Genomic DNA, 20,842 nt, shown 5'->3' with positions numbered 1-20,842 from the left:
GTTGAGAACGGCAGGCAGATAGGTCGACGATCCCCATGCCAGAATCTGTGTGACCCCAAGCGCGCCAACGACCAGTCTCCGGTCAGACATCCGCAGGCACCCGTGCCCCGCGTTCGTACCAGCCCTTGGACCGGTTCACGATCCAGACGACCGACAGCATGACAGGCACCTCGATCAGGACGCCGACGACCGTGGCCAGCGCCGCCCCTGAGTTGAAGCCAAACAGGCTGATCGCGGCGGCGACGGCGAGTTCGAAGAAGTTCGAGGCCCCGATCAGCGCCGAGGGACCGGCGACGCAGTGACGCTCGCCGGCCGCCCGATTCATCAGATAGGCGAGCCCCGCGTTGAGGTAGACCTGGATCAGGATCGGGACGGCCAGGATCGCGATGATGGAGGGCTGAGCGATGATTTGCTCGCCCTGAAAGCCGAACAACATGATCAGCGTCGCGAGCAGGGCGACCAGCGAGACTGGGGACAAGGTGCCGAGCAACCGCCGGAGGGCGGCTTGCCCCCCTGACGCCAGCACCGACCTGCGCATCAGCTGCGACGCGATCACCGGTACGACGATGTAGAGGGCAACCGAGAGCGTCAGCGTCCCCCAGGGCACCGTGATCGCCGAGAGGCCCAGGAGCAGGCCAACGATCGGGGCGAAGGCGACAACCATGATTGCATCGTTCAATGCGACTTGGCTCAGGGTGAAGTGCGGCTCGCCGCGGATCAGGTTGGACCAGACGAACACCATGGCCGTGCAGGGCGCCGCGGCAAGGATGATGAGACCGGCGATGTAGGATTCGATCTGGTCAACCGGGAGGTTCGGTCGGAACAGCCAGCCGATGAAGAGCCAGCCCAGCAACGCCATCGAGAACGGCTTGATCGCCCAGTTGACGACCAGCGTCACGCCGATGCCCCGCCAGTGCTGGCCGACATGGCGCAGCGCGGCGAAGTCGATCTTGAGCAGCATCGGGATGATCATCAGCCAGATCAGTACCGCCATCGGCAGGTTGACCTTGGCGATCTCGATGCCGCCGACGAACTGGAAAGCGGTCGGGAACAGGTGCCCGAGGGCGACGCCGGCCACGATGCACAGCGCCACCCACAGCGTGAGGTAGCGTTCGAAGGTGGACATGATGTTCCTTAGGCGCTCGCGACGCGGCGGCCGGATTCGTCGACGACGCGCTCGCCGTCCTCCTTGACGAAGGCGCCTCGTTGCGGCGGCAGCAGGTCGATGACCTCCTCGGAGGGACGGCAGAGCCTGACGCCCTTCGGGGTCACGATGATCGGGCGGTTCAATAGGATCGGGTGCGCCTCGATCGCGTCGAGCAGAGCAGCGTCCGAGAGCGAAGCATCGCTCAACCCGAGTTCCGAAAACGGCGTGCCCTTCTCACGGAGGACGTCGCGTAGCGGGGCGCCCATGCGCTTGGCGAGGTCGAGGACCATTGCCCGGGAGGGCGGTGTCTTGAGGTACTCGATCACATGCGGCTCGACGCCGGCGTTGCGGATCAGTGCGAGCGCGTTGCGCGAGGTGCCGCAGGCGGGGTTGTGATAGATCACGACATCCATGGGACGAGCCTTCACGGGCAGCAGGGTACGAGTTCGTCGATAATCGGCTGGCAGAGATCGGCGCGGCCGCCGCAGCAATCCTTGAGCAGGAAGGTGATCACGGACCGGAAACCTTCCAGGTTCGCGCGGTAGATGATCGACCGACTTTGCCGCTCACTCACAATCAGGCCAGCCCGCGTTAGAATCGCCAGATGTCCCGACATCGTGTTCTGAGGCACATCGATCAGGCGGGCGAGCTCGCCGACGGGAACGCCGTCCGGCTCCCGGTTGACCAGGAGCCTAAAGGTGTCGAGACGCGTCGGCTGCGCGAGCGCGGCCATAGCGGCGATGGCTTGTGAATTATCCATATATCCGAGTTATCGGATATATGGATAATTGGCAAGCGGTTAGGCGCGCCCAGACCTTCACTGACGAGATCAGCAGGATTGCCGCGAGGGCCGGCAGCAGCACGCCGTTCGGTACGATGCCCAGCAGTTGGCCGCCGATGAAGGTTCCGACGATCGATCCCGCCGCCATGACTAGCAGGAACTTGCGGTTGCGGCCGATCACCGAGAAGCTCTGGTCGCGGCTGTAGCGCGTAAACCCCACGATCATGGTCGGCTGGGACACGGCAAGTGATAGGCTACCGGCGAGCTTGATGTCGGCCCCGAACAGCAGGACCAGCGTCGGGATAAGAAGCTCCCCGCCGGCGACGCCTAGCAGCGAGGCCACCACGCCGATTCCGAAGCCGATGACGATGCCGGCGATCAGTTGCGCCGTCCCGGTCAGCAGAGGTTGGCTAGCCGTGGCTTCGTGCCCGAAACCAGCACGATCGCGATGGCGACCAGCCGCGCAGCGATCACCTTGTAGAGCGTCTCCGACCTGAGGTGCGTGGCCCAGCCGGCTCCGAACCATGCGCCGAGCAAGCTGCCGGCGAGCAGGTTCACCACGATCGGCCAGTTCGCTGCGATCGTCCCGAAGGGAACGGTAGCGGCCCTGGATGGCAGCGCCGTCGCGACGACGACCAGGCTCATCGCCTTGTTCAGGATCACCGCCTCCAGCGCGGCAAACCGGAACATGCCGATCAGCAACGGCAGCCTGAACTCTGCACCGCCAAGACCAATCAGGCCGCCAAGGGCACCGATGATGGCGCCCCCACCGAAGGCGGCCGGTATGTTGCGTTCTGATGAAGGCGAGGCTGGCTGGGGCGTCATGGCGTTATGCATAGCGGTAGCTAACGCATCACGGCAGGCACATTTCCGACGGTCGACAATGTCTGCTTATCGGCATCCCGCTAATGTCAGGAAGTGGCCCGAAGCGGACTCTGAGGGTGTCTGCTTTCGGGCTGTCTCATTAGCGAAGCTAGTGTGCGTGCGACGAGCCCTTGCTGCCTTTGTCGGCGGGCCGATAACAAAGCGGAAGGCCGAGTAAAACGTTTGTCTTATTTCGAAGGGCGACGCTGGCGCGGTTCAGCTCGACACATTACTTCCACACTGCAGATCATAATCGCGCATGCGTAATCGAGGATGGTCCTCAGAAGGTTCGTTCGAAGAAAAGCTGCGCCGAACTTTGCCGGCCCGAGAGGCTCGCCGCGCGTGCATTGCCGGCGATGTCGAGCTTCTGCCAAGCGATGGAACCTTCGAGGCCGATGCGCAGTCCGTCGACCGGCGCCCAGACCAGATTCGCCGCGACCCGGTCGATCTGAATCAGGCCGGCCAACCCGGAAGGGGTCGGAATCGAAAGCCGATACCGGCTGACATAGGTGTTGGTCGACCATTCATCCGTCCATTCACGCCCGATAGCGACTACGCCGGACCAGCCGCGCGTTGTCAGGCCTCCGGTCAGGGCCGAAAAGGCCGTGCGCTGGTCAAGCCTGGAACCGATATAGGGGGCCGCGTCCACGGCCCCGGCGATCTGGGCGGTCAGCGTCAACGGCCGTTCCAGCAGCGTCTTCTCCCAGGTCGCGCCGAGGATCGCAGCCCGGCCGACGCGGCCGGAACCGCCGCCCGGCACGTCACGCGCCGCGATGGCTCCGTGCAACGTCAAACCGCCCTGCTCGTAGAGCAAACGCGCGACACCGTCGGGCACGCGATTGCCCCGGTTTGGCAGCACCGTGCGCCGGTCGGCGGAGGTGTCTTCGACCGACAGCGACAGGCTAAGCTGTTCGGTCAGCTGTCGCTCGTAGCCGATCAGCGCAACGGTGCGGCTCGGAATCCGGCCGATGAAGGCGAAGTCGTCGCCGGTCCAGAAATCAAAGCGCGAGCCCGCCAACCCGAAGGCGAACGCGCCGAAAGTAACGCTGGCCTCGCTCATCGTGAGCTCGCTGCCACCGTCGCTGGACGTGTCGATCGAGAACTCGAAGGCGCTCGCCAGATAGTGTCCATCGGAAAGCGTTTGCCCGGTTTCGATGCGGAAGGAGGCGCTCAGCGGGAAACTGATGGCCCCCTGCGGTACCAGACCGGTCGCCCGGGCCAGCGCGTTCGCCTTGTAGCTGTCGCGCTGGAGCCCCGCATTCACCGTGCCGGAGACGGCTACGCAGGCGCCTAACCCCGGCGATACGAAGCCGCGGGGGCTTTCGTCATCCTCATCATCGTCTTCGTCATCGCTTGCCGCAGCAGGCTTGGAGGCGGCAGGAAATGAAAAAACCGGACTCGGTTCAGGAGGGGTGATCGTGCAGCTGCGCAGGAACAGGGGAGGCTTGCTGGCCGCGAGCGCATGGGGGCTTGCGAATACGGGAATACAGATAGCGGCAAGCGCCGTTGCCGCATGCATTCTGGTCGCGATCGACAGAGCGCCGCGCCGAACTGGCGGAACGCGCTTCTCGTCAGGCAGCATGCGTTTAGGAACGAGCATCGACTCCTCGTTTGATCGTCGCGTTCGAGCGCCACGAATGCCGCGAAATCCCCAACCTGCTTCGAGACCCCTCATCCAATGATCTCGCTTCTTGTGAGCAAGGGAGCTGTAATGCTGACGGTTCCGCCATCAGGCGTACCAACGCTCCGGCTTTGCAAGTCGGCGCTTACGCGGCGCGTTAGCGGCTTGGTGGAGCGCGCATGTTTCCGGCGGCCCCGCGAAATTTCTGGCTGGGTCTGCAAATTCGAGCGTCTTCGTCCGGTAGCTGTCGAGCATCCGCATTCTGGAGTGTAACAGTTACGGCCGCCAAACTGCTTCCGACTCTGCGGAGTTCGTTCGAAGATATTGCCTGCCGCGACATGCGGGCAAGGTCGATCGGGCCGACACTTCAGTGGATGAAAGCATGAAACGAGGTACGAAACCTGTCGCCTTGGCGCTTCTCGCGGTCGCTGCCACGGCCACCGGGCAGCCGGGCCTGGCGGTCGAGCGCCTGCAAGGCGCGTGGGCAACGAGTGCGGCGAGCTGCGACCAGGTCTTCGCCAAACGCAACGGGCAACTCGTCTTCAAGCACTCAGCCGAAGGTTGGTCGGGATTTATTGCGACCGGCAAGCATATCCGCGGTGCGCACGCCACCTGCGATGTGATCTCCTCGAAGCAGAAGGGCGACGTGTTGACCGTTCTGCTCGGCTGCAAGACTGCAGTTATCTTCGAGACGTCGAGCGTGTCCGTCCGCTTCAAGCCCGACGGCGATGTCTTGCGCTTCGACCCGGAGTTTCCGGAGGTCGAGACCAGCTATCACCGGTGCGACAAATAACAGCCACCCGCCAGCACAGAACCTGGCTCTGCTTTTTCCTCGTTGATGAGATGGATCAGGACAGAAGGAGATGGATGATGTCGTTCTTGAGTGCGAACGCGGCCTATTCCCTTCGGGCAGCGTCGATCGTCGGCCTTGTATCGAAGGCCATGGCCGTGACGCTGTTGCCGATCTCGCTCGTTTCGTTTGACGCACAGGCATTCACGCCGATCGGATCGAGACTGGGGAATGTCGCGCCCGAGTTCGTCGCGCCGACCCAATACCGCCGGGGTTTTGCTGAACGGGGCGTGGCCGTCGGGCCGAGAGGCGGCGTAGTCGCCCGGCGCGGCTATGTCGCTCGCGGGCCGCGCGGTGCTGTGGCCGGCAGGGGTTATGTCGCGCGCGGGCCACGAGGGAATGTCGTTGCGGGTCGTAGGGCCGTTGTCCGCCCCGGCTATCGGCCTGTGCCCGCTCCGGTTCGTCCCTGGGTTCGCCCAGCCGGCTATTGGTGGCATCCGGGCCTGGCGGTCGTGTCGGGGGCGGCAATCGGCTTCGCAACGGCCGCGGCAGCCCGAGCCTATGTCAGTTCGCAACCGCCGGCACCCGGCTATTGCTGGTTCTACACAAATCCGCAGCGAACGCAGGGCTTCTGGGACGTCTGTCCACCCTGAGAAGACTGGCCATTGCGAGAGAAACCAGGCCGGCCTGCAATAGGCCGATTCAAGACGGAGGTATTCATGCCGAGGCATATCAGCCTGATCGTCGCGCTTTCGATCGCTGCGGGCGTGGCGGCTTGCGCCCCGTATCCCGAGATCGCCAGCGAAACCGTCATCGTCGCCGGGGTCGGCCCGGTCGAGATCGAACGCCTGAATGTCCGGGTGGTGTCGATCGACCGGACCGATCGCTCGGTCGTCGTCGAGCAGCAGGGCAACACCTGGCGCGTCGACGTCCCGCCGGCGTTCGGCAATCTCGAACGGCTTCGCGAGGGCGACAGGGTCGAGATCCGACGGATCGAGGGCGCGCTCTTGGATATCGGACGCAGCAGGCGCGGGGCCAGGCCGGGGATCGTCTACACGGAAGCGGCCGGCGAACCGCAATTCCAGAACCTGCCGGACAGGTTCGTCGTGCGGACGATCACGCTGACCGCGCGGTTCGAAAGGTTCGACGCGGCCACGAGCGTCGTGAGCTATGTCGGCCCGTTCGGCGCGCGTTCGCTCAAGGTCGCCGATCCCGCGCTCAAGGCCGATCTGCTGCGTCTGCGGAGGGGAGACATGGTCGATCTGACCCTCGCCGAGGCATTCTACATCATCCTGAACTAGACGTTCGTCCCCAGCGCCTCGACGGTGGCTTTCCTCTCGTCTTGGTTCGAGGGGGAAGCCGGCGCCGTGGATTACCACGCTGGGCGAGGCTGACGATGCCGGCGGGGTGAGGCCGCAGCCTGCGTTGCCCGGGACGTTTTCAGCCGGAACGCTATTGCGGACGTGTGTACTGATCTATCAGCGCTTGACGACCGTCGGAGACGGAGCAGCGGGGGCTGGAACATGTCCCAATGGGAAGGCGAGACTGATCAGGGCGATCGTTCCCTGGGGCCGATTCTCAACGCTGACCTCGCGTAGCACCTTGAGATGTGCGGCGACCGGAGTGCCCGCGACGCTGAAATTATAGCCGATCGAGCCGCCGACTGCGGTGACACGGCCCTTGTAGGAGCCGAGCGAGGCCCCGCCGCCGCCATCGCCGCTGACCTGCTGGTAATGCGAGGCGATTACGCCGATCGAGAATTCCTTGCTGAGATACTGCGTGATCGCGAGGTCGGCATGCACGGCATTGCCGCTGCGGTAGTCGGTGTCTTTATTCTTGCCGTTGATCTCGAAACCCACGGCAGCGGAGATGTCGAGGCCGATTTTGGGGTCGAGCCAGGTCCCTGCCGCGAAAACGTCGCCGATCCAGCGATTGAACGCCAGATTGGAGAGCTCGCCCTCCTGGTAGGCGCCGGCCGGAATGCTCAGCGAGCCGCCGACCTGCCAGTGGAAATTGCCGGCATGCCAGCCGATAAAGCTGGAGACGATGGGATCGCCGAGATTGAAGGTGGCATCGCGGCTGCTGAGCCCGAAGGAGCGGCCAAGACGGGGCGCCGCAATCACGGCACCAGCGCTGATCCGCGGCGTGCCGAATGGAATGGAGACGGCAAAAGCGAGATTGCCGCCGAATATCTGGAAAGGAGTGACCCAGGTCGGGGTCATGAAATTGGCCCGCGCCTCGACTTTAACATTGGCTAGTACGGCGCCGCCGAACTGCGTCTGGGTTCCTGCCGAAAGCCGTCCAGAATAAGAATAGAAGTCATTCTCGAAATAGAAGCCGGGTGGCGGCAGCATGCCGGCTCCGGGGCCGTGCAATCCCGGGAGAAACAGGCTTGCGCCGCCTTCCGTCGCTGCAAGTTGGCTATGGGTCAGGCTGCCACACAGGGCGACCGTGGCCCCAAGAAGCGCGGTCCTGAATCGCTTCATGATCTGCGCCCTCCCGTCACGAGAACGGACGGTCCGATGATTCAGCGCGTAGCGTCAAGTTGAGGAGGTAAATAATCGGACTGGGCGTAACAGCCGGCATTGCAACTGTATCGACTGCATCCGGGGCAGGATTACGGGCGTATAGGCTCTGGATGCGTTCAGCGCTTCGACGGATGTCTCATATGGAACAGGCGCAAAAACGCGGGCTTGCCCGCCTGATGCTCCGCTGGCCGGATCGGCGCGCCGCGCTGCGTGAGAAATACGGCCAAGACATCCGCCTGGCGGAACTGTGCGAAGCCTACGAGGCCGCCTGGGAGGCCGCGGCCTATTGGGCAAAATCACCTTCGGTGGTTGGCCGGGAACGCGCGGAGGAATACAACGCGCTCGCTTCCGCGACAGAACAAGATATTCTGGAGAGGATTTCCTAACGGTGTCGCTCTTGGCCATGCCGTGGCGAGGGTCTGTGCTTGCCAAGCTCGCTATAGTTGCGTCACTGTTACAACGATTGTTGAGAGATAGTTTTTCGATCCAGGCTTTGGAGGCGGAGCAATGGACGGAAAGGTGTTGACCGAGGGTGAGGAGCCCTCGCCTGGAGAAGTACTTTCGGCTCTCGAAGCATTGGTAGCCAGCGGTTCGTTCAGAATCTCGGAAAGAAATAGGCGCTTCCTGAGCTTCGTCGTGAATCAGACGATCGGTGGGCGTTCCGACCGGATCAAAGCCTACTCGATCGGCGTCGACGTCTTCGGTCGGGATGACAGCTTCGACCCGACCGTCGATCCCATCGTTCGCATCGAGGCGACGCGCCTGCGTTCGGCGCTGAACGCCTATTATGATGGTGCGGGAAGCGGCGATCGCATCAGGATCACGATACCGCGCGGCAGTTATGTGCCGACATTCGGCTGGGCAGCCGGATTGGCCGGACGGGAGGGGCGCGATTGCCTCCTTGAAGGCATGGTCGCCGAGATTGCGGACGGGTCGCTAGCGGCAGTGGTGATCCATGATCACTCGGATCAGGCGGACCCCGAAGTTGCTTTGCGTGGTGAGCTTTTCACCGATGCCCTGCTTCCCCTGTTGCGAAAGGCCCGCTTCAAGACGCTCGTCGTTCCATCGGTAGAGCGCAGCGCGGCGACCGGCTCGATCAACGCACTTTTCGCTCATCCCGGCGAGACCTATTCCCTCGACATCGCCGTGCGTCCGCTGGCCGAGCGGCGCCGCTATTCCTGGCGTTTCAGCGATCTGCGCAACGGCGAGGTGCTGGCTTCCGACTTCCGGGATTTTGTCGCGAAGGCGACGCCCTGCTTCGAGCTGATCGACGATCTTGCTGAGACCGCGGCGCAATCCATCTCGGCCGTGATCGCCTCCCATTGAGCTCGGGAAGGGCGCTGTCGATACAGTTACGGCCTTAAGCGCGCGATACCTCCATGCGACTTTCCGGCGTCGCGCACCCAGGCTTGCGCTCTCGCAGAGACGCAATCCCCGGCGACGGATCCGCAACCGGGAGTGTTTCATGGGACGCCATAAATTCCTTGCCGCGGTCGGCCTTGTGGTCGGATTGGGCCTGTCGGCGCTGCCCGCGCAAGCGCAACCCGCTCCGAGCCCGCCAAGTTCGGCCAGACCGAACATCCTCGTCATCTTCGGCGACGATATCGGCCAATCCAACATCAGCGCCTATTCGCACGGCCTGGTCGGCTACAAGACGCCGAATATCGACCGCATCGCCAAGGAAGGCATGATGTTCACCGATTACTATGCGGAGAACAGCTGCACGGCCGGGCGCTCGACCTTCATCACCGGGCAGGTCTGCCTGCGCACGGGTCTCTGCAAGGTCGGCATCCCCGGAGCGACAGTCGGCCTGCAGGATCGCGACGTGACGATCGCGGAGGCCTTGAAGCCGCTCGGTTATGCCACCGGGCAGTTCGGCAAGAACCATCTCGGCGACCGCGACGAATACCTCCCGACGCGGCATGGCTTCGACGAGTTCTTCGGCAATCTCTACCACCTCAATGCCGAAGAGGAGCCGGAAGGCCCCTACTATCCCAAGAACGACACGAATTTCGTCAAGTCGGGCTCGCCGCGCGGCGTGCTCAAATCCTCCGCCGACGGCAAGATCGAGGATACCGGCCCGCTCACCCGCAAGCGCATGGAAACGGTCGACGACGAGACCACGGCCGGCGCGATCGACTTCATGCAGCGTCAGGTGAAAGCCAACAAGCCGTTCTTCACCTGGATGAACACCACGCGCATGCATGTGTTCACCCATATCCGCGAAGCCAACAAGGGTATCAGCGGCATGCCCGGGAACGACTACGCCGACGGCATGGTCGAACACGATCGCGATGTCGGCAAGCTGCTGAAGGCGCTCGACGATCTTGGGATCGCCAACAACACCATCGTCGTCTACGCCACCGATAACGGCCCTAACCAGTGGTCCTGGCCGGATGCCGCGACGACGCAGTTCCGCTCCGAGAAGGACACGAACTGGGAAGGTGCCTTCCGTGTGCCGGCGTTGATCCGCTGGCCCGGCAAGATCAAGGCGGGCGAAATCTCGAACGAGATGGTGTCCGGCCTGGACTGGTTCCCGACCCTGGTCGCGGCCGCGGGCGACGGCGAGATCAAGGACAAGCTGCAGAAGGGGATGAGCCTCGGCAGCAAGCAGGCCAAGGTCCATCTCGACGGCTACAACCAGCTGCCCTACCTCACCGGTCAGCAGCCGAAATCGGCCCGCAACGAGTTCTTCTACTTCAACGACGACGGCAATCTCGTCGCCTATCGTTACGACAACTGGAAGGTCGTGTTCTGCGAACAGCGCAAGCCCGGCGGTTTCGAGGTCTGGGCCAATCCCTTCACCTGCCTGCGCGCCCCGAAGGTCTTCAATCTGCGCATGGATCCGATGGAACGGGCCGACGTCGTCTCCGACCAGTATTACGACTGGCTCGCCCGGAACGCCTATCTGATCCAGTACGGCGTCTACAAGGTCGCTCCCTTCCTGGGCACCTTCAAGGACTACCCGCCGAGCCAGCGGCCGGCGAGCTTCAGCGTCGACCAGATGGTGGACGCCCTGATGAAGAACCTCGATCAGGCGGCGAGCAAAGCGAGCAAGTAATCATCCGCTACGCGACGAGCCGGCTCATGGCCGGCTCGTTTCGCTTGAGATGACGACCGGGAGGACAGGCATGCGCCGCTTGATCGGGAACTTTGCAAGAGGGGTAGTGGTCCTTCTGTCGCTCTGGGCGGGCGCGCCGGCCTTCGCCCAGACCGATCCCCTCCCGTCCTGGAACGACGGCAAGGCCAAGCAGGCCATTCTCGATTTCGTCGGGAAGGTCACGCAGGAGGGCGGCCCGGACTTCGTACCGCCCGAAAGGCGGATCGCCACTTTCGACAATGACGGCACGCTCTGGGCCGAGCAGCCGGTCTATTTCCAGCTTCAGTTCGCGCTCGACGAAATCAGGCGGCTGGCCGCCGAGAAGCCCGAGCTCAAGGGCAAGGAGCCTTACCGCTCGGTCCTCGCCCGTGACCTCAAGGCACTTTCCGCCGACCATGGCAAAGGCCTGCTGCAGGCCATGATGACGACCCATACCGGGATGACGACCGACGCTTTCGCTAACATCGTCGGCAATTGGCTGGACACGGCTCGGCATCCGACGAAGCAGCGGCGCTATGACGAGATGGTCTACCAGCCGCAAGTCGAATTGCTGCGCTTTCTTCGCAGCCAAGGCTTCAAGACCTTCATCGTCTCGGGCGGCGGAGTCGAGTTCATGCGGGTCTTCGCCGAGAAGACCTATGGCATCCCGCCGGAGCAGGTCGTGGGCTCATCGGGCGTCGTCACCTATCGTCTCGATGCCAGCGGCAGGCCGGAGCTGTTCAAGCAGGCGAAGGCCGAGTTCGTCGATGATGGTCCGGGCAAGCCGGTCGGCATCAACCGCTTCATCGGCCGCCGCCCGATCCTCGCTTTCGGTAATTCCGACGGCGACCTGCAGATGCTCCAGTATACCGCCGCAGGCAACGGCCCCCGATTGGCGCTGATCGTCCATCACACCGACGCCGAGCGCGAATGGGCCTATGATCGCGGCTCGCCGATCGGCAAGCTCGACAAGGCGCTGGACGAGGGCCGGGCCAAGGGCTGGACCATCGTCGACATGAAAGCCGACTGGAAGACGGTCTTCCCCGGCAAGCCGTGACCATGGCAGCATAGGGACGATCGAGGGAGCGCAAACCATAATGAACGCCGCGATCGCAGAGGCGCGTTTGCTTACGGACGGCATGGTCCGCATCCAAGGCGGCACGTTCCGGATGGGCTCCGACCGGCACTATGCCGAGGAGGCGCCGAGCCATCGCGCCAACGTCGACGGCTTCTGGATCGATGCGACGCCGGTGACCAACAGCCAGTTCCGCAGCTTCGTCGAAGCGACCGGCCATGTCACCTTCGCCGAGCTCGCCCCCGATCCCAGGGATTATCCCGGCGCCCTGCCTCACATGCTGCGGGCGGGGTCGCTGATGTTCGACCCGCCGAGGCATCCGGTCGCCCTGCACGACTGGGCGCAGTGGTGGACGTTCAGGTTCGGTGCGACCTGGCGCAAGCCCTATGGCGCCGGCTCCTCGATCAAGGGCCTCGACGATCATCCCGTCGTCCACGTCGCCTATCGCGATGCCGAAGCCTATGCCGCGTGGGCCGGCAAGGCGCTGCCGACCGAAGCCGAATGGGAATTCGCGGCCTGGGGCGGGCGCGAGGACAGCGAATTCGCCTGGGGCGACGAGTTCATGCCGGATGGCCGTCACATGGCCAATACCTGGCAGGGCAGCTTCCCGCACGAGAATACCAGGGAGGACGGCTGGGCGCGCACCTCGCCGGTCCGGGCCTTTCCGCCCAACGGCTACGGGCTCCACGACATGATCGGCAATGTCTGGGAATGGACCGCCGATTTCTGGTCCGTGCGCCATCAGGCCGATGCGCCGAAAGCCTGCTGCGTGCCGCAGAATCCGCGTGGCGGCCCGGAAGCCGAAAGCTACGATACGCGTCAGCCGGCGATCCGCATTGCCCGCAAGGTCCTGAAGGGCGGCTCGCATCTCTGCGCCCCGAGCTATTGCCGGCGCTATCGCCCGGCGGCGCGCCATGCCGAACCGGTCGACACCTCGACCAGCCATGTCGGCTTCCGCTGCGTGCTGCGCGAGCGCGGCTGACGACCTGCCGGTGCGACCGTAACCGTAACAGGGCTGACTTCGCCGGGCCTGCCGCCCAAATCTCCGGATCGACGCAGATGTCGGCGTTTTCGGGAATGGGACGATGGATGGAGCCGGACCGAGCGCACGCGATGCCGTCCGGGAACTCCAGAACCGGATCAACCAGGACATCATCGGCCAGGAAAAGGTGGTCGAGCGCATCGTCATCGCGCTGCTCGCCGACGGCAACGTCCTGCTGGAGGGCTTGCCCGGCCTCGCCAAGACCCGGGCGATCAAGAGCCTGTCGAAGAATCTCGAATCCGATTTCAGCCGCATCCAGTTCACGCCGGACCTGCTGCCCTCTGACGTGACCGGCGGCGAGATCCTGCGTCCCGACGGCCAGTTCGAGTTCCGCAAGGGCCCCGTCTTCGGCAATCTCATCCTCGCCGACGAGATCAACCGCGCCCCGCCCAAGGTCCAGTCGGCCCTGCTCGAGGCGATGGAGGAGCGGCACGTCACCGTCGCCGGCAAGCGCTACGACCTGCCGCAGCTCTTCATGGTCCTGGCGACCCAGAACCCGATCGAGCAGGAAGGCACCTATCCGCTGCCGGAAGCACAGATGGACCGCTTCCTGATGCATATCCGGATCGATTACCCATCCGACGCCGACGAAGTGAAGGTGATGCGGCTGGTCCGCTCCGAGAACGCGGCCGCCTCCGGCAGTCCGGCGCCAGCTCCTGCGAAGATCCCGCAGGAGGCCGTTCTGCGGGCCAGGGCGGAAATCGACCGGGTCGCGACGAAGGACGTCGTCGAGACCTACATGGTCGCGCTCATCGCCGCGACGCGGCGGCCGGCCGAATTCGGCGAGCATCTCAAAAGCTGGATCGCGGTCGGCGCGAGCCCGCGCGGCTCGCTCGCGCTCGACCGCTGCTCGCGAACCCATGCCTGGCTGCAGGGACGCGATTACGTCACGCCCGAGGACGTCCAGTCGGTTGTGCATGATTGCCTCAGGCATCGCGTCTCGCTTGCCTATGAGGCCGGTGCCGACGGCGTGAATGCGGATGCGGTGCTGGACGAGGTGATGAAGCAAGTCGCCGTCGCGATCTAGGAGCCGGACATGGCACTGATGCGGGAACGGTCAGGAGTGGGGACGAAGCCAGCGGCATCCGCACGCGCCTTCGTCACCCTCGACGAACTGCTGCGCCTCAAGCACCGCGCCCATGGCTTCAGCTTCCAGCCTCGCCAGCCGGTGCACAGCCTGCTCGCCGGCCGCCATGCCTCGCGCCTGCGTGGTCGCGGGCTGAATTTCGAGGAATTGCGGCACTATTTCGAAGGTGACGATACCCGCACCATCGACTGGCTCGCGACGGCGCGGCTCGGCAGCCCACATATCCGGGTCTATTCGGAGGAGCGCGACCGACCAGTGCTGCTGCTCGTCGACCAGCGCAGCACGATGTTCTTCGGCAGCCGCCGGATGATGAAGTCGGTCGCCGCCGCGGAGGTCGCGGCGCTCGCGGCCTGGCGCGTGACCTCGCTGGGGGATCGCGTCGGTGCCGTCGTCTTCGGCGATGGCGGCGTCGTCTCCGTGAGCCCGCAGGCCCGCGACCATGGCGTGGTCCGTGTCCTCTCGGAGATCGCCCGCCAGAACGCAGCCCTGAAGCCTCTCTCATCGGCCTGGCCTGGAGCCGGCCGCCTCAACGAGGCGCTCGCCGCGGCGGCCCGGATCGTCGCGCATGACGGGTTGATCTGCCTGATCTCCGACGCCGCCGGCGAGGATGACGAGACCCAACGCCTGGTGACGCGCCTCGGTGCCCATAACGACGTTCTGGCGGCCTTCATCCAGGACCCGCTGGAACAGGACCTGCCGGATATCGGGCCCGCGATTTTCAGCTCCGGATCCGCGCAGCTCGAGGTCGATGCATCATCTGCCACTCTGCGGACCCGGTTCAGCGAAGAGCGCGTTCAATGGCGTGCACGACTCGCGGCGCTGTCGCGCAATCGAGCCATTCCGGTCTTGCCGATCTCGACCGAACGCGACGTCGCCACGCAATTGCGCGCGCTGATCGGCCGGCGCCAGGCTCAAAGATTAAGCCGGCTCGGCGGGAGAGCGCCATGAGCAGCGACCCCGGCGATCTCGCCAACATGGCCGACCTGGCCTTGCCGGAGCCGATATCGTTCTGGCCTCCCGCAGCCGGTGTCTGGATCGTCGGCGTGACGGTTGGGGCAATGCTGGCCGTCGTGGCGTGGCGGGCGCTTCGGCGCTACCGGGCCGATGCCTATCTCCGAGGCGCTGAAGCCGAGATCGATGCATTGGCCGGAGGTGGAGCCGAGACGGCGGAAGCGGTCTCGGCTGTCCTGAAGCGCGCGGCGATCGTCGCCTACGGGCGGGAAGAGGTGGCGTCGCTGACAGGGCCGGGCTGGGCAACATTCATCAAGCAGACCACCCCGGCCGGCATCCAGACGGCCGATCTGGGTGAGGGCCTGACGGACATGTTCGTTCCCGGTGCACGCGCGCCTGGGGAGAGCGCGCTTGTCGCGCAGGCCAAGGACTGGCTCCGCAGTCAGCGCGGGCGTGCGGCGAAGGAAGCGTGACGATGCTGAGCTTCGCCTATCCCTGGATCGCGCTTCTTATCCCGCTGCCGTTGCTTGTCTGGTTCGGGTTGCCTGCGCATGCCGAACGGCGCACCGGTCTGACTGTGCCGTTCTTCGACAGGCTGGTCCGGCTCAGCGGGCGGCAGCCCTTCTCAGGCGGCGTGGTCGCGAGGCGCAAGCCCGCCAGCCTCGTCGTGCTGGTGGTGGTCTGGCTGCTCGTCATGGCGGCGCTTGCCCGGCCGCAATGGATCGAACCGCCCTTGCATCGCGACTTGCCGACGCGCGACCTGCTGCTGCTGGTTGACCTCTCGGGATCGATGGATACGCGCGATTTCGTCGATGCATCCGGGGCCACCGTTGATCGCCTCACGGCGGTGAAGCAGGTGCTCGACGATTTCCTGTCGCGCCGCAAGGGCGACCGTGTCGGGGTCGTCGTCTTCGGCGACGCGCCTTTCGCGCTCGTGCCGTTCACCACCGATCTCGATCTCTGCCGCGCCATGCTGCGTGATACGGCCGTCGGCATGGCCGGGCCACGCACGGCTTTCGGCGACGCGATCGGCCTCGGCATCGGGCTGTTCGCCCGAAGCACGGTCAAGGCGAAGACCATCATCGCGCTGACGGATGGCAACGACACGCTGAGCAAGGTGCCGCCGGCCGAGGCCGCCCGCGTTGCGAAGGACAAGGGCATCGTCATTCACACGGTGGCGGTCGGCGACCCGCAGGCGGCCGGCGAGGACAAGCTCGACGAGGCCGCGCTGAAGGAGGTCGCGACGACGACGGGCGGCGGCTTCTTCCGCGCGCTGGATCGGGCCGGGCTCGCGCAGATCTATCAGCGTCTCGACGCGATCGAGACGCGCCGAATCGACAGCGTCAGCTTTCGTCCGCGGCGCGATGTGTACTGGGTGCCGCTCGCCGCCGCGCTCACGCTGGTTTTGCTCGCGCAGGCAGTCGGCACCCTGCGCCGGCATATGCGCCGCCTTCCTGCCCGGCCGGCTATGGTTGCGGAGGCCGGGCCATGATGAACGCACTCGCCGCCCTCCATGTCGAACGCCCGCTTTGGCTGTTGTCACTCGTGCCGGCAGCCGCCCTCTGGCTTCTGGCGCGCCGCGGCTCCGATCCCGCACAGCAATGGCGCCGCGTCATCGATCCCGCACTGCTGCCTTACCTCCTGACCGGAAACGACCAGCGCGTACGCATCCCCCCCGCCGACTGGCTGTTCGCCGCAATGGCGCTGGCAGCCGCCGCGATCGCCGGACCGGCCTGGCAGCGCGAGTCCTCGCCTTTCGCCGAGGCCAAGCCTCCCGTCGCGATCGTGCTCAGGGTCACGCCGTCCATGCTGACCGAGGACCTTGCTCCAACGCGGCTCGACCGCGCCCGGCAGAAGCTGGCAGATATCCTGGCGGCCCGGGAGGGCGCCTCGACGGCATTGATCGCCTATGCCGGCTCGGCGCATCTCGTCCTGCCGCCGACGCCGGACAGCGCCGTCATCCTCGACCTTGCCAAGGCGCTCTCCCCCGAGATCATGCCGAAGCAGGGTGACGATCTTGCCGGCGCGCTCGCTCTGGCGAGACGCGCGCTTGCCGGCATCGGTCAGGGCGGGGCGATCCTCCTCCTCGCCGATGAGACCCTACCGGGCAGCGTGGAATCACAGCCGGCTGGTTCGCCGCCGGTGACGATCCTGGCCCTGCGCGATGCCGAGTCGGCCGGGCTCGCCGAGGTGGCAAAGACCTTGGGCGGCATGGTGGTCCCAACCACGCCCAACCAGTCTGACGTCGCGGCCATCGTCCGCCGTCTCGACCGTGGCGACAATGCTGCCGGCATCGCTGGCGAGGGGGATCACTGGAGCGAGGCTGGCTACTGGCTGGTCCCGATCCTCGGGCTTCTGGCGCTGCCCTGGTTCCGGCGCGGCTGGGGGGTGGCATGATCCGCTCGCACCGTCTTACACCCTATGCGGCCCTCGCTTTTCTCGCGACTCTGGCTTTGCTGGCGGCCGGATGCTGGCTGGGCTTTCGCGATCTGTGGCTGAGCCCGGACCAACGCGGCCGCCTGCTTCTGCAACGGGGCCAGACGGTGGAGGCCGCGCAGGCGTTTCGCGACCCGCTCTGGCGTGGGGTCGCCCTGTTCAGGGCCGGAGATTTCAAAGGCGCGGCCCAAGCCTTCGCGGCGCGCGATACGGCGGCGGCAGCCTTCGACCAGGGCAATGCGCTGGTGATGCTCGGCCAGTACGACGACGCGTTGAAGCGCTTCGACCAGTCGCTCGTGCTGCGACCGGGCTGGCCGGAAGCGCTGCGCAACCGCGAGATCGCCCGCATCCGCACCGAGCGCCGCAAGACGGAGGGGGGCGAGACCGGGCAAACCGACTCTCGGCCCGACCAGGTCGTCTTTGACAAGACCAAGCCCGGCGGCGAGGACACGACGGTCCAGGCGGCAACCCCGATGTCGGACGAGGCGGTGCGTGCGCTCTGGCTGAAACGCGTGCAGACCCGCCCGGCGGATTTTCTGCGGGCCAAGTTCGCCTATCAGCTCGTTACGCAGCCGGGAGCAGCGCCGTGAGAGCTCTTCTCCTGCTTCTGTTGCTCGCTGCCCCGATGATCGCGCTCGCGCAGACGCCTGCCGAGCCGCCGATCATCCGCACGACGCTCGATCCCACGACCGGAATCGTCATCGGCCAGCCGGTTCGGCTGAACGTGGCGGTGCTGTTCCCCGGCGAGATGCAGCATCCGCCGCTCGTCAGCGTTCCGGAAGCGGCGGGGGCCCAGATCCTGAGATTCGAGACGCAGGCGATCACCACCCGCGACCGGATCGGCGGTCGGGACTATGTCGGCCAGAGCTTCGAATTCGTCATCTTCCCGCGGCGCGGCGGCGAGATCGCGATACCGGCGCCGGCCGTCATGCTGCTCACGGGTGACGGCGACCCCGCAGGTTCGATGACCGGCACGGGGACGCATTTCACCGCCAGCGTGCCTCCTGGTATCGACCCGTCCGGTCCGGTGCTTGTCGCCGATAGTGTGAGCGCGAGCGAGAGCTGGTCGCCGGAGCCGCGGGAGCGTTCGTTCCGCGCCGGAGATGCGGTGGTCAGGTCGATCCGGCGTCAGGCGGCGGGCGTGCCGGCGCTCGGGATGGCCGAGTTCCGCTTCGAGGCGCCGGACGGTGTGCGGGTCTATGTCGACCCGCCGGTGATCGAGGATCGCAGCAACCGCGGCAGCGTGGATGGGTTTCGCACCGACAAGGTCACCTACGTCTTCGAGCAGCCGGGGACTTTCGCGCTGCCGGCCCTGTCGCAGCCCTGGTGGAGTCTCGCCGACAAGAGGGCCAGGACCGAAACGCTGCCGGGGCTGACGGTCGCGGTTGCGGCCGCAGCGCAACCCTTCCGCTCCGGCAGACCTGCCATATGGCCGTGGGCGCTTGGAGGATTGGCTCTGATCCTGATCGCGCTGCTCTCGCTGGCGTTGCTGCGCGAGCGCCTCCACGCGGTTTGGCGGCAGGCCGTCATCGGGCTTGGTGGCTCGGAATGGTTCGCACGCCGGCAGTTGCGGAGAGCCGCGAGGAGCGGAGAACCCGGCGCAAGCTATCGTGCCTTCGCGATCTGGCATGGCCGCCTGTCCTCGGCTGACCGGGAGGCCTTGTGCAGAGACCCGCGCGTGGCCCCACGCCTGGCGGAACTCGAGCGCGCGGTATTCGGCGGCGGGGGCTGGAACAGGCGAAGCGGGCGGGAGCTGGCGCGTGCTGTTTCGGCGTGGCGGCACGCCCCTCGGTCTCATCGAAGCGCGGGTGGTCCATTGCCCCCGCTCAACCCAGCGACGTGAATCCGCCTATCACAGCGTGCCAGGGCAAGCGGTACCTGCTGCTCGCTCTCGTAACCGTTACAGTCTTAAACGCGGCAACGGCGCGTGCGAGCTTTCCTCGTCACGCAGACAGAGAAGACGCAAACCGCTCTTCGGCAGATGCGGTCGTGTGACGCCGATCGTGGGAGCCCATGATGAGAGCGGTCTTCACTGCCATGTTCGCCTTGCTCTTCGCGACCGCGCAGGCGCAGCAGCCAGCCCCCGGTGACCTTGAACGCCGGTTGGTTGAACGGCGCGCAGTCGAGGCCGTCATCTGGGGCATGCCTGCGGTCAATTACGATCTGATGCTGCAGGAGATGCTGACCAAAACACCGGGCAAGGTGCATCAGGTCATCTATTGGGGCCGTCCGCTCGATTCGAAAAATCAGACGCTGACGCCGAATCCCGACGCGCTCTACTTCATGGCTTTCTTCAATACGAAAGACGGGCCGATCGTACTCGACTTGCCGCCCGGCGACGCGAAAGGCTCGTTCAACGGCAATATCGTCACGATCTGGCAAATGCCCCTCGAAGATGCCGGGTTGCTCGGCGCCGACAAGGGCAAGGGTGGCAAGTATCTCGTCCTCCCGCCGGGCTACAGGGGCAAGCCGCCGCGCGGCTACATTCCCCTGCAATCCGACACGTTCGGCGGCTACATGCTGCTTCGCTCGAACCTGAAGAGTCACGGTGAGGCCGACGTCGCCAGTTCGGTTGCCTATGGCAAGCGGATGAAGATTTACCCACTGTCGCAAGCGGCACATCCGCCCGCGACAGTGTTCAACGACGTCAAGGACATCGGCTTCGATTCGACGATCCGCTACGATGCGAGCTTCTTCGCGCATCTCGACCGGATCGTGCAGACGGAGCCCTGGCTGCCGCGCGACCGGGCGATGATCGACCAGCTCAAGTCGCTGGGCATCGAGAAGGGCAAGCCTTACCGACCGGACGAAGCGCGAACGACGGCGCTGACTGCCGGCGTGCAAGAGGCACGCGATTGGCTCGAACGGACATACGATGCCGGGCTGCCACCTTTCTTCTCGCCGACGAGCCGCTGGACCTTCCCGGCGCCCCCCGAACTGATCAAGTCGGCGCAGGGCGGCTACAACGACACCGATGCCTATCCGACCGACCTGCGCGGCCTCGCCTATAGCTACGCCTATATCGGCATCAAGCGGCTCGGCGCTGGCCAATTCTACATGATCTCGATCCGTGACAAGGATGGCGACGCCTTCGACGGCGCCAGGACCTATCGCCTGACGGTGCCGCCCAAGGCACCGGTCGAACAATACTGGTCGGTAACGGCCTACGACCGGCAGACACATGCGTTGATCCGGGGAATGCCGCGCGCCAGTCGCTCCTCGCAAATCCCTGAGATGCAGAAGAACGCCGATGGTTCGCTCGAGGTCTATTTCGGGCCGAAGCCGCCGGCCGGCAAAGAGACGAATTGGGTGCCCACCGATCCGGGGCGCAAGTTCGAGCTGATGTTCCGCGCCTACGCGCCGACCAAGGCGCTGTTCGACAAGAGTTGGGTACTGCCCGACGTCGAGAAGGCCGCAACCCCCTGAATCGAGAGGAGATCG

The 20,842-nt window shown here is 65.2% G+C and carries 20 protein-coding genes and 1 pseudogene; 15 read left to right on the top strand and 6 right to left on the bottom strand.

Annotated elements, in window-relative coordinates; all coding sequences use genetic code 11:
• Positions 1–82 precede the first annotated feature (82 nt).
• The 5 genes and pseudogenes from arsB to AC1RLU_RS15910 all read right to left on the bottom strand — a co-directional run bounded on the left by arsB (position 83) and on the right by AC1RLU_RS15910 (position 4,392).
• Complete coding sequence (gene arsB, locus AC1RLU_RS15930; RefSeq protein WP_492796667.1) at positions 83–1,126, bottom strand: ACR3 family arsenite efflux transporter; 1,044 nt, start codon at positions 1,124–1,126, stop codon at positions 83–85.
• An 8-nt stretch (positions 1,127–1,134) separates the two neighbouring features.
• Positions 1,135–1,560 (bottom strand): arsenate reductase (glutaredoxin), encoded by a 426-nt coding sequence (gene arsC / locus AC1RLU_RS15925; protein ID WP_492796665.1) that lies wholly within the window; start codon positions 1,558–1,560, stop codon positions 1,135–1,137.
• A gap of 11 nt (positions 1,561–1,571) precedes the next feature.
• Positions 1,572–1,907 carry an ArsR/SmtB family transcription factor gene (locus AC1RLU_RS15920; RefSeq protein ID WP_492796663.1) on the bottom strand — a complete coding sequence of 112 codons (336 nt, stop codon included), beginning with the start codon at positions 1,905–1,907 and terminating at the stop codon, positions 1,572–1,574.
• A pseudogene (locus AC1RLU_RS15915) lies at positions 1,900–2,753 on the bottom strand (sulfite exporter TauE/SafE family protein). The gene AC1RLU_RS15920 and the pseudogene AC1RLU_RS15915 overlap by 8 nt, the downstream one beginning before the upstream one ends.
• A 319-nt stretch (positions 2,754–3,072) precedes the next feature.
• Entirely contained in the window at positions 3,073–4,392 is a 1,320-nt protein-coding gene (locus tag AC1RLU_RS15910) for a porin (protein WP_492796661.1), read from the bottom strand.
• A gap of 403 nt (positions 4,393–4,795) precedes the next feature.
• Here AC1RLU_RS15910 and AC1RLU_RS15905 point away from each other — a divergent pair, with 403 nt between their 5' ends.
• Positions 4,796–5,206, top strand: a complete 411-nt coding sequence (locus AC1RLU_RS15905) for a hypothetical protein (RefSeq protein WP_492796659.1) — start codon at positions 4,796–4,798, stop codon at positions 5,204–5,206.
• Between the two features lie 716 nt (positions 5,207–5,922).
• Complete coding sequence (locus AC1RLU_RS15900) at positions 5,923–6,504, top strand: hypothetical protein (RefSeq protein ID WP_492796657.1); 582 nt, start codon at positions 5,923–5,925, stop codon at positions 6,502–6,504.
• Positions 6,505–6,681: 177 nt separating this feature from the next.
• Here the strand turns inward: AC1RLU_RS15900 and AC1RLU_RS15895 are convergent, their stop codons facing one another.
• Positions 6,682–7,689 carry a SphA family protein gene (locus tag AC1RLU_RS15895; RefSeq protein ID WP_091860943.1) on the bottom strand — a complete coding sequence of 336 codons (1,008 nt, stop codon included), beginning with the start codon at positions 7,687–7,689 and terminating at the stop codon, positions 6,682–6,684.
• A gap of 182 nt (positions 7,690–7,871) precedes the next feature.
• On the opposite strand from AC1RLU_RS15895, the gene AC1RLU_RS15890 reads away from it, so the two are divergent.
• The 13 genes from AC1RLU_RS15890 to AC1RLU_RS15830 all read left to right on the top strand — a co-directional run bounded on the left by AC1RLU_RS15890 (position 7,872) and on the right by AC1RLU_RS15830 (position 20,827).
• Positions 7,872–8,117 carry a hypothetical protein gene (locus AC1RLU_RS15890; RefSeq protein WP_091860940.1) on the top strand — a complete coding sequence of 82 codons (246 nt, stop codon included), beginning with the start codon at positions 7,872–7,874 and terminating at the stop codon, positions 8,115–8,117.
• 121 nt (positions 8,118–8,238) lie between these two features.
• A complete protein-coding gene (locus AC1RLU_RS15885; protein ID WP_142111785.1) occupies positions 8,239–9,057 on the top strand; it encodes a hypothetical protein in 819 nt (272 codons plus the stop codon).
• Positions 9,058–9,196: 139 nt separating this feature from the next.
• Positions 9,197–10,792 carry an arylsulfatase gene (locus AC1RLU_RS15880; protein WP_492796654.1) on the top strand — a complete coding sequence of 532 codons (1,596 nt, stop codon included), beginning with the start codon at positions 9,197–9,199 and terminating at the stop codon, positions 10,790–10,792.
• A gap of 70 nt (positions 10,793–10,862) precedes the next feature.
• Positions 10,863–11,867 (top strand): HAD family hydrolase, encoded by a 1,005-nt coding sequence (locus AC1RLU_RS15875; protein WP_492796652.1) that lies wholly within the window; start codon positions 10,863–10,865, stop codon positions 11,865–11,867.
• Positions 11,868–11,907: 40 nt separating this feature from the next.
• A complete protein-coding gene (locus tag AC1RLU_RS15870; protein WP_492796650.1) occupies positions 11,908–12,867 on the top strand; it encodes a formylglycine-generating enzyme family protein in 960 nt (319 codons plus the stop codon).
• Between the two features lie 103 nt (positions 12,868–12,970).
• Positions 12,971–13,954 (top strand): AAA family ATPase, encoded by a 984-nt coding sequence (locus tag AC1RLU_RS15865; protein WP_492796649.1) that lies wholly within the window; start codon positions 12,971–12,973, stop codon positions 13,952–13,954.
• Positions 13,955–13,963: 9 nt separating this feature from the next.
• A complete protein-coding gene (locus tag AC1RLU_RS15860) occupies positions 13,964–14,962 on the top strand; it encodes a DUF58 domain-containing protein (RefSeq protein ID WP_492796647.1) in 999 nt (332 codons plus the stop codon).
• Entirely contained in the window at positions 14,959–15,438 is a 480-nt protein-coding gene (locus AC1RLU_RS15855) for a DUF4381 domain-containing protein (protein ID WP_492796645.1), read from the top strand. Before AC1RLU_RS15860 ends, AC1RLU_RS15855 begins: the two co-directional genes overlap by 4 nt.
• 2 nt (positions 15,439–15,440) lie before the next feature.
• The gene (locus AC1RLU_RS15850) at positions 15,441–16,457 is read left to right on the top strand and encodes a VWA domain-containing protein (protein WP_492796643.1); all 1,017 of its coding nucleotides are present in this window, start codon (positions 15,441–15,443) and stop codon (positions 16,455–16,457) included.
• Complete coding sequence (locus AC1RLU_RS15845; RefSeq protein WP_492796641.1) at positions 16,454–17,362, top strand: VWA domain-containing protein; 909 nt, start codon at positions 16,454–16,456, stop codon at positions 17,360–17,362. The genes AC1RLU_RS15850 and AC1RLU_RS15845 overlap by 4 nt, the downstream gene beginning before the upstream one ends.
• Positions 17,359–17,991, top strand: a complete 633-nt coding sequence (locus AC1RLU_RS15840) for a tetratricopeptide repeat protein (RefSeq protein ID WP_492796639.1) — start codon at positions 17,359–17,361, stop codon at positions 17,989–17,991. Before AC1RLU_RS15845 ends, AC1RLU_RS15840 begins: the two co-directional genes overlap by 4 nt.
• Complete coding sequence (locus tag AC1RLU_RS15835) at positions 17,988–19,244, top strand: hypothetical protein (RefSeq protein ID WP_492796638.1); 1,257 nt, start codon at positions 17,988–17,990, stop codon at positions 19,242–19,244. Before AC1RLU_RS15840 ends, AC1RLU_RS15835 begins: the two co-directional genes overlap by 4 nt.
• Before the next feature lie 173 nt (positions 19,245–19,417).
• Positions 19,418–20,827, top strand: coding sequence for a DUF1254 domain-containing protein (locus AC1RLU_RS15830; protein WP_492796955.1), 1,410 nt, complete (start codon positions 19,418–19,420; stop codon positions 20,825–20,827).
• The last annotated feature ends 15 nt before the right edge of the window (positions 20,828–20,842 follow it).

This window comes from Allobosea sp. GW822-FHT05A11 (assembly GCF_058800455.1).
Note: the sequence above shows the minus strand (reverse complement) of the source record. Positions and strands in the feature narration are given on the sequence as shown.